The sequence below is a fragment of the Candidatus Nitrotoga sp. AM1P genome (assembly GCF_013168275.1).
Classification (GTDB): Bacteria; Pseudomonadota; Gammaproteobacteria; order Burkholderiales; family Gallionellaceae; genus Nitrotoga.
In genome coordinates this window covers 696467-709622 of sequence record NZ_AP019547.1, presented here as the reverse complement: position 1 = coordinate 709622, position 13156 = coordinate 696467, and the positions used below count along the sequence as shown (strand labels likewise).

The window sequence follows — 13156 nt, the reverse complement described above, 5'->3', positions numbered from 1 at the left end:
TGTCGAGTACGGAAAAGGGGGGGCGATTATAGCTGAAAGCTCAGCTCGGAGTTTAAGGAGGCAGCTACAGCATAAACAGACCCAGCGCAACACCGGCTCCCATCGCCAAAAACCCTGTTGCGACATGTTTTGCCAGGGTCATGCCACCGATAAATACCACCAGCCCAAATTTGAATACCATATTGGACAGGAAAGCGATGGCGATGGCTGTCACTGCCTGATCATCGCTCAGTTTATCCAAATCGAATAAATGCAGGCTGGAGAGGGTGATGGCATTCACGTCGGCAAGCCCGGAGATCAATGCAACCACATAAAGGCCGCTGCTGCCGGCAATATCTGAAAGCCAGGCAGCAAAAAACAGTACCACCGCGTAGAGTAGGCCGAAGCTCAGAGCAACAGGGATCTCGGTCGGGTTGGACGTTTTTGGCATGGGTAGATCTGAAGAGGTATGCAATTTACGCCAATCGAGAAGGGTAACGATTACTCCAAACAAAAGGCCGAGCCCCATCACCGGCAATAGTTTGGTGAGTAAGCCAGGCGACACTACTGCACTTACCACGGTCAAGCGCAGCAGCACAACCTGGCTGGCAAGCAGGATAACCACCGCAGACAGTCGCGCCATGATTTCACTGGTTTTGGCGTGGCGCGCGTAAACCAATGTGGTTGCGGTGCTGGATACCAAGCCACCGAGCAAGCCTAGCAGTGCTGCGCCATAGCGTTGAGCCGTCCAGTGCAGAGCGACATAACCCGCTAGACTGAGTCCGGAAATCAGCACGACCATCATCCAGATCTGCTGCGGATTGAATGCCTCATAAGGACCGTAGTTCTGGTTTGGCAGGACTGGCAGGATGACGAAGGTTAATACTAAAAATTGCAGGATGGAAACCAGGTCGCGGCGCGTCAAACGTTTCGTCATGCCGCGTAGTTCGGGTTTGAAATAGAGCAGGGTAGTGGTGACGATGGCTAGCATGACGGCCAATGTTGTTTGTTCATACCAAATTAATGCGCCGAGTGCATAACACAACAGTAAAGCGGCAACCGTGGTGGTGCCTGGATCATTGTCTTCGGTGGGGCTGGTGAAATAGGCGGCAATGATCATAATGCCCACGGTGCAGAAGCCTGTAACCAACAGCCAGGGAGAGCCAATTTTGCTGGAGAGCATGGCGGTGAGAGTGCCCAAGAGCGCAACCAGGGCAAAGGTTCGCAGTCCCGCTTTGGACGAAAGTCTGCGCTCCCGTTCCAGGCCGATCAGCAGGCCGATGGCGAGGCTGGCGAGGAATTGTGGCAGTACCTCAATACCGTTACTTTGCCAAATTTGATGATTCATCGCCAGGTCACCTTAGTGGTAATTAAAACGAAGCGTGCTTTACCAATATTTCAGATAAACAAACGATCTCTCATGACTCATATATCTGTATCTTGCCAGTGTCGCACGATGAGTTGCAAGTTGATGCTGCCGTTGTATTCATTGACAGCCAGATTGAAAACCGCTCGAATGCAGGACGGCATGAGGTCAGCGCAAAAAAAATGAATGGCATCATATGCTGCACCTGACGTGGTGAGTTTTAGTTTGAGATGTTTTTCGCCAACCACGCGCTGGCTTTCCACAGTGAACTCGCCTTCAAAGAATGGCTGCGGAAAACCTTGTCCCCAAACCTGTTGTTCCAAGCTGCGCGCAATGCTTAATGTGAATTCGGAAGGTGCGAGTAGACCATCTGTTTCAATAATCCTGGTGAGATCGGCTGGGGAAAGCAGGCTTTGTGCTACGGCTTCAAAGGCCACCTTAAATTCATCAAAATGCTCCTCGCGCAGGCTAAGGCCTGCTGCCATGGCATGACCGCCAAATTTTTGCAGCAAATGCGGATGGCGTTTGGATACAAGATCAAGTGCATCGCGTAGATGCAGGGCATGGATGCTGCGCCCAGAGCCTTTTATTTCACCATTCAGTGATCGTGCGAAAGCGATAACAGGGCGATGGTAGCGGTCTTTCAGACGCGAAGCGAGAATGCCGATAACACCCTGGTGCCAAGTTTCGTCAAACAACGAGAGGCTGCAACTGTCCGTCGGAGTGATGTGCTCCAGTGTGGCTAGTGCCGTTTGTTGCATATCAGCTTCTATGTTGCGCCGCGTATGGTTTAGAGTATCAAGTTGCGTCGCAATTTTGGCTGCTTCAGTGGCATCATCGCTAATCAAACATGCGATACCTAGGCTCATATCTTCCAGCCGTCCAGCCGCATTCAGCCGTGGCCCCACGACAAAGCCCAATTCATAACTGGAAACCTGTGCATAATTTTTACCGGCTACCTGCAACAATGCGTTGATGCCGCAACATGCGTGCATGGAGCGGATGCGCTGTAGTCCTTGTTGTACCAGAATACGATTGTTTTCATCCAGTTTTACAACATCTGCAACTGTTCCCAAGGCAACCAGATCGAGTAACTTGCCTAGATTGGGCTCCGCCTGTTCTGTATATGTGCCGCGAGTTCGCAGTTCGGCGCGTAATGCGAGTAACACATAGAACATGACACCAACTCCCGCCAGATTTTTGCTGGGGAAATTGCAACCCGGTTGGTTTGGATTGACAATACAAAGAGCATCCGGCAAAGCATCGCCCGGCAGATGGTGGTCGGTGACCAACACTTGCATACCCAATCGATTGGCCTCGGCCACGCCTTCCACGCTGGCGATACCGTTGTCGACGGTGATTAATATATCGGGGGTGGATTGCGCCGCCAGCCGCACGATCTCCGGCGTCAAACCATAACCGTATTCGAATCGGTTAGGTACGATGAAATCCACTTGCGCACCCAATATACGCAAGCCACGCAGCCCTACAGCACAGGCGGTCGCGCCGTCGGCATCATAATCTGCCACGATCAACAGCTTGCGTTGTGCGGCGATGGCATCAGCCAATAAACACGCCATTTTTTGTGCATTTTTGAGTTGCGTGAAAGGCAACAGATATTGCAGGCTGGTATTTAACTGCGCCACATTACCAATGCCACGCGCCGCGTAAATACGTGCCCATAGCGGTGTGATGCCAGTGTCGATAAGCTGTTGTGCAGTATCGGTTGGGTAAGAACGTTGTCTTATTTGTATCATGTGGCTTAGTAATATGTGGACAGGGTGAGATGATTTTAGCAGAGACAGGATATATTCCCTGCTTGTGGAAAGAGAAGAGAGGCAATATAGTCGAACTGGTTAATATGGAAAATATTCCTTGAATACTTAACGATGGAAATTCAACCTGTTTTTGAAATACATCAAGAACAATGCTAAAAATCCTGAATTAAGTCACATCGCGCAGCACTTTCACGGTGAAATGGTTTCTTGATAATGTCTGGTACCGTACCACCGTACCACCGTACCTTGGATAGCTGAGAGCATAAATGGTAAATAACTTCTAAGTTATAGGTGAATTGAGCAATTCAATTCCCCTGACAATTACTGAATGAGGAATGTGATGACCCAGATGCAGACAAATCAAAATCGAAGATTTGATGACCCCAAAAATGACAGTGAAGAGAATCAATCCAACGAGGTTGTTTTACGAAATAAGAGAACCCCAGATGGAGGGTTGGAAGATGGCAAAATGCAATTATTGCACGAGTTGCAGATGCGCCATCTTGAGCTGGAGGCGGAAAATCGAAAATTTAGAGAGATGCATAGGAGAGCCTCGGACAGAGAGACAGAAAATGACAAAATTCATTTGTTGCATGAGTTGCAATTGCGTCACATTGAGCTGGAGATGCAGAACCGCGAACTAAGGGAAGCACAACGGGTACTGGAAGAAACACGCGATCGTTATGCCAATCTTTATGATTTTATCCCCGTGGGCTATCTCACTCTTGATGAGGCGGGATACGTTCAGGAAATCAATCTAATTGGAGCCACCATGCTGTGTGAAGCGCGTGAAAACATTGTGGGCACGCTTTTTGTAACTCGTGTTATCAAAGGTGATGTTTACGCACTCTCACACCATCTGCAGCAAACTTTCAATTCCTCTGGCAATATTGTTACCGAATTGAGAATCATGACGCGTACTGATGAGCCAGACTATATCCGCCTGGAAAGTGCAGCGATAGGGGATGGGATACGTGCCTGTCGCACGGTGATGACCAATATTACCGAACAGAAACGTATTGCATTGGCACTACAACAAAAACGAACTGAGCAAGATGCCTTGCTGAATGCGATACCGGCCATCGTGTTCTACAAGGATCTGAATTTGCGTTATGTAACCGTTAGTCAGATGTTTGCTGATTTTCTCGGCCATACAGTAGAAAACGTGCTCGGTAAAACCGATTTTGAGCTCCTGCCACGCGAACTAGCCGAGGACTGTCAGCGCATAAACCGTGAAGTGCTGGAATCGGGCGTAATCAAAGCGAATATAGAAAATAGACTTACCAATGCAAGCGGCAATGCAGTTTATTTGTCTACTGTGCTCGCCCCTCTTAATAATCAGGAAGGTAATGTTGCTGGATTATTGGGAGTCGGCATCGACATTAGTTCACTTAAAAAGGCAGCAGATATCAATCTGGAATTGTTGCAGCAAAACCGCACGCTTACGCAAAATCTGTACAGTGTTCAGGAAACTGAACGTTGCCATCTGGCGCGTGAATTACATGATGAATTAGGTCAGTGGCTTACCGCTATTCATGCGGAAGCTCAGGCGATTTTATGTATGTCCCACGGAGAATCTACAGTCCGAGCAAGCGTACAAGCTATTAGCGAAAGCGCCAAGGAAATGCATGAAGTGATCCGTGGCATGTTGCGTCATTTGCGCCCGGCATTATTGGATGAACTTGGACTGGCGGATAGCCTGCGTGAACTGACGAATAAGTGGTGTTTACATAACTCAGACATAATTTTCGAGTTTGCACTTGCGGGTGATTTAAACAGTTTGGGTGAGAATATTAATATTACTGTATACCGCATTATTCAGGAGGCGCTCACTAATATTTGCTGTCACGCCCTGGCCAAGCATGTTTCTGTATGCTTGAGTCGTGAATCGGGTACGACACCTGATGCCGATGCAGTGTTCCTGAGGGTAACGGATGACGGCAAAGGCTTTGATCCAAACCAGGCGTTTAATGGATTCGGGCTATTAGGCATTCGTGAGCGGGCAATTGCAGCGGGGGGAGAGTTTTCTTCATTTAGTACTCCCGGCCATGGTGTGCGTATCGACGTTCGATTACCGCTTAAGTATCAGTTAGAAAGAAGAAAAAAATGAATTTAAGCCCTTCTTTACAGCCGATCGCAGTATTACTGATAGACGATCACCCCGTAGTGCGCGACGGTTTTCGTCGTTTGCTTGAAAGTACAACTGACATTCGAATAGTGGCGGAAGCCGATGATGGAGAAAGAGGCTATATTCTTTACCGGGAATTCAAACCTGATGTAGTGGTTCTTGATCTTAATATGCCAGGTATTGGTGGCTTGGAAACAATTCGTCGTATCAGGGCACATGATCCGGTTGCACACATTCTGGTATTCAGTATGCACAGTAATGAAACTATGGTTCAGCGCGCCTTGGAGATGGGCGCAACGGGTTATCTAACCAAACAAAGCGGTCTCAAACAAATGGTACACGCTGTACGCCAAGTAAAGTTGGGAAAAACCTATGTCGACCCGGAGCATATTTCGGACCTGGTTGTAGATAGGCAGTTGTTTCACGCGGCCCTGGATCCAATAAACGCGCTTTCCAAACGTGAATTCCAATTATTCAAATTGATGGCAGAAGGTAATTCAATACTAGAAATTGCCGAAAATCTTTCCATTAGCCCAAAAACTGTTGGTGTTCACCACGCTAGCATAATGAGAAAACTCAAATTGCAGAACACTGCGCAGCTTGTTCGCTTGGCTATTCTGTGTGACATTATTCAATTATAACGATGATCATCTGATAGCAGCATCTGGCAGATTATCCTATTGATACCATTACAAATAATAAAGTATTAATGTTCGGCTGAATATCGTGTTTAAACTATTACCGTAGCTAAAAATAAGCAATTTGCTTATTCATTTATGTTAGATGGCGCACTAACATATCTTTTCATTGTCAAATTTAAACCGCATGCTATGTAGTTACTTAAGAAGTACGTTTAATATATTAATTGATATTAGTAATATGCTTTATAGATCGCTCATTTCAATGCGTTAAAAAGGTATTCATATAAATTGCGATCATTGGTAAGTCAAGTCACCTTTACATGATGATGTTAGTGTAAATGGATTTGAGTTTTCTGGAAGTTGTGGAATTGGGGTAACGAGCCACAGGGGAGATTATCATGAGTAATGCAACCATTCCTACCGGTTTTAATAACAAACGAAGCGAACATATGTTGCAAGAACATGAGCACGATGCCTACAAATTAAAGGGAAAATTGCAAGATCCAACTGTTTGTCCACAATGTAACGCGGTATTTCATGAAGGACGCTGGCAGTGGCAGCAAGCTCCGGCAAAAGCACATCGGGAAACGTGTCCTGCCTGCCATCGTATACAAGACCACTATCCTGCAGGTTTTCTTACTTTACAGGGTCAGTTTTTTGCCACTCATGGCGAGGAAATTATGAATCTTGTCCATAACGTGGAAAAACGTGAACGAACAGAACACCCACTCAAGCGCATTATGGCAGTGGAAGATAAAAAAGATGGTGGTATCCTGGTAACTACAACTGATCTACATCTTGCTCGTGGTATAGGCGAAGCTTTGCACCATGCCTATCAGGGGGAACTAAAGTTTCACTATAACAAAGAGGAAAATTTGTTACGCGTGAGTTGGACGCACTAACCGAAAATTTATGATGCGCACTATGAAAAAACCTGTACTCACAGTTGTTTTATTGATCGCTTTGTTTGCATTAGATAGCTGTGGAAAGAAACAACAAGCACCGCCTCCCGTGACCACCAGTAGCCCTGTCAGCGCAGCATCAACAATTGTTGCGCTCCCCAATTTTACAGTTTTGGTCAAGAAAGAAGGACCAGCGGTTGTCAACATTAGTACTACACAGAAGATTCGCAGGGAACATCTTCCATTCCCGGCTTCCCCTGGTACCAAACAAGATGATCCATTCTATGAGTTTTTTCGTCGGTTTGCGCCTGGCGAGATACTTCCGCATGAATTTCGCAGTCAGTCGCTTGGTTCCGGTTTCATTATTAGCCAGGACGGTTATATTCTTACCAACGCTCATGTTATCGATAATGCGGACGCGGTAACGGTGCGACTGACTGATAAACGAGAGTTCAAGGCAAAGGTAGTTGGTGCCGACAAGCGCAGCGATATTGCACTATTGAAAATTTCAGCTAAGGATCTTCCTGTTGCGAGTATTGGTGACACCTCAAAGCTTGAGGTTGGTGAATGGGTCGTTGCAATTGGATCGCCATTTGGTTTCACCAACTCGGTTTCTCAGGGTATTGTAAGTGCCATGGGACGTAGCTTGCCCGGCGAAAATACCACGCCATTTATTCAGACTGATGTTCCAATCAACCCGGGGAATTCTGGGGGGCCGCTGTTCAATTTAAAGGGTGAGGTCATCGGTATCAATTCACAGATTTATAGTCGTAGCGGAGGCTATATGGGTTTGTCTTTTGCGATCCCAATCGACCTTGCAATAAAGGTAAAGAACGAGCTATTGAAGCATGGCACTGTTAAACGTGGTTGGCTTGGTGTGACGATCCAAGACGTAGGCCCTGAACATGCCAGATCATTTGGGCTGACCAAGGCAGGTGGCGTGCTGATTACTACGGTAGGGAAGGACACACCGGCAGCACGATCCAACCTTGAGATCGGGGATATTATCTTGAAGTTTAATGGTAAAGAACTGGCGGATGCAGATGATTTGGCTCGTACAGTTGCCGACGCCGCGCCTGGATCAATTGCACGACTTAGTGTATGGCGTCGAGGGGCAGCAAAGGAAGTGGTAGTCACCCTTGGAGACACGGAAAGTGACCTCAAAACATCCAAACCGAGGCCGACGGACAAAGAAATAGCACCGGACAAAATTGGCTTGACTATGCATGAGTTGAATCCTGGTGAGCGGCAAATGCTGCGCACAGACGGCTATGTAGTAGTTGATGCAGCTGACGGTATTGCGGCAGAGTCAGGCATTCAGCCAAAGGACATTATTATCGCCATTAATAGCCAACGCATCTCCAGTATTAAGCAGTTCCGTACTGTGATGGCTGAAGTGGGCATGCGTGCCGCTTTGCTGGTGCAGCGTGAGGGCAATATGATTTTTATTCCATTGATAAGCAAATGATAAATAGAGGGGGATAAAGGGGAAGATACCTGAATTTTGTGTATACCGAATTTGTTAGGGATGCGGTATTCGTTTTCAGAATTGTAATAGCGAAGCGATCAAACGCAACTTCCTATCTATGGGGTGGGCCGCCAAGTTCAAATTGCGTATTCAACTGAAAATGGACAGCCACGGAAAAAATAGATGCACATCGGCTTACGTAAGGCTCATTTGGAAATATACATAGTAATAGTGCCTTCAACTATCCCTAGTCCCGTTTTGATATTAGACGTTCCTTCCAAGATACCTGACCCGGTTGCTCCCGTGAAGAGACCCGTTCCTCCGCTTATGTGGAGATCAAAATCCTCATACTTATAGATTAGTGGAATACTGGTCGGAATAAAGGAAACAGAATAATTGGCCATGATATTGTCGCCGTTACCAGTAGTAAGCATCAAATTTCCTCTGGCCGAAAAAGAATTCTGCATCGGATTTGGAGTAATGCAATCATCGGCTATCAGAGAAAGTACACCTAAACGTTTGCTTTTTTTTCCTATCTCAGTAATCGTGCCACTTCCTATTCCAGTTATCGTGCCAGCAAATTTAGGATAAGAACAACTATCTTTTCCATAATCTAAAACTTCGTGTGTACCCAAGACAAACTTTATCGTTGCCGGATTTGAAACAATATCAGCAACTGCACTTAGTGGAGAAATAATTGCAGCAAATAGTAGTGCAAATACTTGTAGCTTAAGAAAATTATGGATAGTCATGAATATTCCTTTATTTTATTATTAGTTAGTTCAGTGATTAAAGATTAGGGTTTTCATGTGAGCGATTTATATCATATGGTGGTGATCCTCTAGTAGGTTGAGATTTGGAGTGAATCCGTAGATACGATGTACTGCGTTATTATCACATTTACGGATAATTATAGCCGTCTTATTAAAGAGGAATCTGTGCGGTAGCAAGCTTATGAAGAAGGTTAAGCATCAACTTGCTATTGCCTTCCATGCCCCTAATTTCTTATCAAAGGAAGTTGTGGCATTCGCTGGACTCGTCGAAGGCAGGCGAATATATTTGATATTTGAGGAGGTTTGAAGAAATGGTTGCACAAGTTTCATATACAGACTTTCCGCTTTGGCTCCGTTAAAACACACCCTATGAATGTGCGGGTGATTTTTAAAAAAACTCGCAAAATCGTTTAGCATGATCGTGTCATGGTCTATATCAGAATCGAGACTACTCTCCCGCCTGCATGACTTCAAAACGTCCCAGAGTGCAATTCTTGCCGCAACAATTGATGATGTTCTTGCTTCATAAGAATTTACGTCCTTGACGCCAAGAATTTCGCTAATAATCTTCCAGAATACGTTTCGTGGATGTGCATAATACTGTTGTGCTTGCAAGGAGGCCTTGCCTGGCATCGTGCCAAGGATAAGGATTCTTGAATTATTTGTTTCGATTGGCGGAAAGCTATGAATGTGAGCTATCGAAGGATCTTCAATAATCATTTGGTCGTTTTAATATTTTTTATTATAAATAATATGGCGTTAATGTTTCCAAGAGAGGTTGTGCTAATTATAAGCTATCAATCTAAAAGATAATTTAGCCAATCCTTTGAAGCATATATGACTGCTACATAGTCAATGTTATTCGGAGAAAAAATAAGAGGATTTCTTATATTTTAAAGATAGCTCTAACGTTTTTCTGGTTTCAATATTGTAAATATCATATAGAAAACAATACGGCGTATAAATCAACAAATTAAAGGAGTATTACATGGCAATGGATGTTATCGACTACCAAATTTACGGATCAGAAATGCAGTTTGTAGAAATCGAACTTGATCCTGAGGAATCCGCCGTAGGCGAAGCCAGTTCCATGATGTACATGGAAGATGGCATTGATATGGACACGATATTCGGTGATGGCTCGGCGCAACAGTCTGGTATTTTTGGCAAGCTGCTGGGGGCTGGTAAACGAGTGCTCACTGGTGAATCGCTCTTCACCACTGTTTATACAAACAAAGGCTCCGGGAAAAAGAAAGTTGCGTTCGGCGCGCCCTATCCAGGGAAATTGTTGCCGATGGATCTGTCCAAACTCGGTGGCTCTCTTATTTGTCAAAAAGACGCCTTTCTATGCGCTGCCAAAGGGGTTTCGCTGTCAATCGCATTCCAGAAAAAACTGGGTACCGGATTTTTTGGTGGCGAAGGCTTCATCATGCAAAAACTGGAAGGGGATGGTTTGGCATTCATTCATGCCGGGGGCACCATGATGAAGCGCGATTTAGCACCGGGTGAAACGCTACGCGTTGATACTGGTTGCCTGGTAGCAATGCAACCTACCGTAGACTACGATATTCAATATGTGGGCAAAATCAAGACCGCGTTATTTGGAGGCGAAGGTCTGTTTTTCGCCGTATTACGTGGGCCAGGTATGGTCATCATCCAATCCTTACCATTCAATCGGCTGGCTTCGCGCATTTTTGCCGCAGCACCAAAAAGTAGTGGTGTAGCCAGCGCATTTGGTTTGGGTAGTGGCGGTGGGCGGGAGGAAGGCGGCATCTTGGGAGGTATATTTAATGGCGATGACTAAGCGGTAAGTTCAACTATCTCAATTCGACATGGCTGAGCTTAATAAAATCATAGGGCTTGCTTGGGGGCCAGGATTTCAGAGTACCGGCAGCCCGGTTGAAGTCTTGGTATCGAACTATGGATTGCGACTAACCACGCAGGATGACTACGACGGAACGCCTGCCTGGCGCGATATCTCTGTGCGTAAGGGGGGATTTAATGACAGTCAAGTGATGATCGAATGGCAGGGGCGTGCTGGGAGTTATATGCTGACAGTATCAGACTTATCATCGGTAACCACACTTAAAGCACAACACAAGACTGCCACTCAGAATAAAGAAAACATCAAAACGGCTGGAGCCAAAATACAGGATAGAGCGACTCGAGCTTGGTCAAATGCATTCATCTGGGGCATATTCTTATTGCCGACGTTGGTGCTCATTGCGATTATATGGGAGCACGAGAGACTTGCTGCATGGGCCATTTCGCATGTGACGGTGACACAGGAACGCAAATGGGGCGAGCAAATATTCGCGCTCACCAAGCAGCACTTAACACTGGCCGAAGGTCCGGGTGCCACCATGGTACGAGAAATAGGTGCGCGGCTAGCGCAAGGCTCGGCATATCAATATGAATTTTATGTGGCGGACGATGCGTCAGTTAACGCTTTTGCGATGCCCGGAGGTTTCATTGTAATAAACACCGGGTTACTGGCACTGGCCGATAATGCTGAACAGGTAGCGGGGGTTATTGCGCATGAAATCCAGCACGTGGAAAAACGTCACAGTCTGAATGGCATGGTGAAATCAGCAGGTCTGATGGTAACTGCCAGCCTGGTGTTCGGCGATCTCAGCGGTGTGGCTTCACTTGGTTCTGCTCTGATCAAGTATAAGTTTTCACGTCAGCATGAAGCAGAAGCCGACATGGAGGGTCTCAAAGCCTTGGTGGGCTCTGGTATTTCACCTATAGGAATGCGTGATTTTTTTCGAAAAATGAGTGAAAAAGAGACTCGTAATCTGGAATGGTTCTCGTCTCATCCTGCAAGCAACGACCGCTTCATGTCGCTTGATGCCGCCATTAAAGCACTACCACCGGCAACTGTCGCGGCCAAGCCATTGCCTTATGATTACACAGCGATTAAAGCAGTACTCCCTGCGCACATTTCAAACCATGTGAGAAAGCTTGACAGATGAGTTCCTTGTTTTTGGAGACACCATTTGCATAGCATACTCAAGCAAATATTCAAGAGATGCGAATTTCTGTTTTGTTAGCCAGACCAGTTGCCGTTTGTGTGGGCTGATCTTTGTGCGATCCGAACGTATAAGAGTAGATCCGCGTAAATTCCGCACCCATCAAAAAAATCTGAGCTGAGTAATATATCCATACCAATAAAACAACAAGCGACCCTGCCGCTCCAAATCCTGAAGCAACGCCACTTCTGCCAATATAAAAACCGATCAGGAATTTGCCGATTGTAAACAGAAACGCGGTAACCACCGCACCAATCCATACATCGCGCCAATCGATCTTCATTCGTGGCATTAACTTGTAGATCATTGCAAATGCAAGGGTAATTATCAAAAAACTCAGCGTAATATCGACTAAGTTTGCGAGTAGCCTAAACCCGCCAAATACAGGCTCCCACCATTTCCCTAATGCTGCCAACGCAGCACTAAATATAAGCGAAACAATCAATAAAAAACCTATTCCCAAGATCATTCCAAAAGAAAGCACTCGCGTGCGGATTAATCCAAATATCCCCGCATCTTCGGTTCTTTTTGGTGCACGCCATATTCTATCCAGGTCGTCCTGCAACTCGGCAAATACTGTAGTTGCACCAACAAGGAGCAAAATCACGCCAATAATAGCGGCAGTTACACTCTCTGCCGGTTTACTCACGCTTTCAAGCAAACCTTGTACAACTAATGCCCCGGTTTTCCCCATTAAGCCCTGTAGTTGAGTAAAAATCTCTCCCCTTGCTACATCAACGCCAAAAATAAGTCCCGCTACAGATATAACAATTAGTAGAAGTGGAGCAATCGAAAACACGGTGTAATAGGCAAGTGCTGCTCCCATGCTGGGTGCATTGTCATCAATCCACGCTGTAAAAGTGGCTTTGATAAGATTAAAAATTTGTTTGATATTCATTGGATTGCTCTTAATTATCACACCTCGTTAGATAACTGGTTTTGATACTTACGCCTGCCAAATATCCTTGGCATTAATGCTGATTGAAAGTCAGTGAATCATAAGAGCGCAGCTACTACCCCGCCAGGGTACTCTATTATAAATTCTATCCTCTTTACATGGTCTACTCTGTCCGTTACATACACCGACCA

General features: G+C 45.8%; 11 protein-coding genes. 6 read left to right on the top strand and 5 right to left on the bottom strand.

Features of this window, described 5'->3' with window-relative positions; translation table 11 throughout:
• Positions 1-64 precede the first annotated feature (64 nt).
• Together W01_RS03225 and recJ are read right to left on the bottom strand one after the other, a co-directional pair.
• Positions 65-1327, bottom strand: a complete 1263-nt coding sequence (locus W01_RS03225) for an MgtC/SapB family protein (RefSeq protein WP_173052175.1) — start codon at positions 1325-1327, stop codon at positions 65-67.
• 77 nt (positions 1328-1404) lie between these two features.
• Positions 1405-3102: a single-stranded-DNA-specific exonuclease RecJ gene (gene recJ, locus W01_RS03220; protein WP_173052174.1), complete on the bottom strand. Its 1698-nt coding sequence runs from the start codon at positions 3100-3102 to the stop codon at positions 1405-1407.
• 361 nt (positions 3103-3463) lie between these two features.
• On the opposite strand from recJ, the gene W01_RS03215 reads away from it, so the two are divergent.
• From W01_RS03215 to W01_RS03200, 4 genes are all read left to right on the top strand, one after another.
• Positions 3464-5233, top strand: coding sequence for a PAS domain-containing protein (locus W01_RS03215; RefSeq protein WP_173052173.1), 1770 nt, complete (start codon positions 3464-3466; stop codon positions 5231-5233).
• A complete protein-coding gene (locus W01_RS03210) occupies positions 5230-5892 on the top strand; it encodes a response regulator (RefSeq protein ID WP_173052172.1) in 663 nt (220 codons plus the stop codon). Before W01_RS03215 ends, W01_RS03210 begins: the two co-directional genes overlap by 4 nt.
• A 398-nt stretch (positions 5893-6290) precedes the next feature.
• A complete protein-coding gene (locus W01_RS03205; RefSeq protein ID WP_173052171.1) occupies positions 6291-6794 on the top strand; it encodes a BCAM0308 family protein in 504 nt (167 codons plus the stop codon).
• 22 nt (positions 6795-6816) lie between these two features.
• Positions 6817-8262, top strand: a complete 1446-nt coding sequence (locus W01_RS03200; RefSeq protein ID WP_173052170.1) for a DegQ family serine endoprotease — start codon at positions 6817-6819, stop codon at positions 8260-8262.
• Between the two features lie 206 nt (positions 8263-8468).
• On the opposite strand, the gene W01_RS03195 is transcribed toward W01_RS03200, so the two are convergent.
• Entirely contained in the window at positions 8469-9014 is a 546-nt protein-coding gene (locus W01_RS03195; protein WP_173052169.1) for a hypothetical protein, read from the bottom strand.
• A 219-nt stretch (positions 9015-9233) separates the two neighbouring features.
• Positions 9234-9755, bottom strand: coding sequence for a DNA-deoxyinosine glycosylase (locus W01_RS03190; RefSeq protein ID WP_173052168.1), 522 nt, complete (start codon positions 9753-9755; stop codon positions 9234-9236).
• 268 nt (positions 9756-10023) lie between these two features.
• Between W01_RS03190 and W01_RS03185 the strand changes: the two genes are divergently transcribed.
• Together W01_RS03185 and W01_RS03180 are read left to right on the top strand one after the other, a co-directional pair.
• Complete coding sequence (locus W01_RS03185) at positions 10024-10839, top strand: AIM24 family protein (RefSeq protein ID WP_173052167.1); 816 nt, start codon at positions 10024-10026, stop codon at positions 10837-10839.
• Positions 10840-10867: 28 nt separating this feature from the next.
• Positions 10868-12010, top strand: coding sequence for a M48 family metallopeptidase (locus tag W01_RS03180; protein WP_173052166.1), 1143 nt, complete (start codon positions 10868-10870; stop codon positions 12008-12010).
• A 49-nt stretch (positions 12011-12059) separates the two neighbouring features.
• Here the strand turns inward: W01_RS03180 and W01_RS03175 are convergent, their stop codons facing one another.
• Complete coding sequence (locus W01_RS03175; protein WP_173052165.1) at positions 12060-12965, bottom strand: YihY/virulence factor BrkB family protein; 906 nt, start codon at positions 12963-12965, stop codon at positions 12060-12062.
• Positions 12966-13156: the final 191 nt, after the last annotated feature.

Bases quoted from the DNA above. Each gene is read 5' to 3' on its own strand.
- W01_RS03225 (WP_173052175.1), bottom strand. From the start codon at position 1,327: ATGAATCATCAAATTTGGCAAAGTAACGGTATTGAGGTACTGCCACAA.
- recJ (WP_173052174.1), bottom strand. From the start codon at position 3,102: ATGATACAAATAAGACAACGTTCTTACCCAACCGATACTGCACAACAG.
- W01_RS03215 (WP_173052173.1), top strand. From the start codon at position 3,464: ATGACCCAGATGCAGACAAATCAAAATCGAAGATTTGATGACCCCAAA.
- W01_RS03210 (WP_173052172.1), top strand. From the start codon at position 5,230: ATGAATTTAAGCCCTTCTTTACAGCCGATCGCAGTATTACTGATAGAC.
- W01_RS03205 (WP_173052171.1), top strand. From the start codon at position 6,291: ATGAGTAATGCAACCATTCCTACCGGTTTTAATAACAAACGAAGCGAA.
- W01_RS03200 (WP_173052170.1), top strand. From the start codon at position 6,817: ATGAAAAAACCTGTACTCACAGTTGTTTTATTGATCGCTTTGTTTGCA.
- W01_RS03195 (WP_173052169.1), bottom strand. From the start codon at position 9,014: ATGACTATCCATAATTTTCTTAAGCTACAAGTATTTGCACTACTATTT.
- W01_RS03190 (WP_173052168.1), bottom strand. From the start codon at position 9,755: ATGATTATTGAAGATCCTTCGATAGCTCACATTCATAGCTTTCCGCCA.
- W01_RS03185 (WP_173052167.1), top strand. From the start codon at position 10,024: ATGGCAATGGATGTTATCGACTACCAAATTTACGGATCAGAAATGCAG.
- W01_RS03180 (WP_173052166.1), top strand. From the start codon at position 10,868: ATGGCTGAGCTTAATAAAATCATAGGGCTTGCTTGGGGGCCAGGATTT.
- W01_RS03175 (WP_173052165.1), bottom strand. From the start codon at position 12,965: ATGAATATCAAACAAATTTTTAATCTTATCAAAGCCACTTTTACAGCG.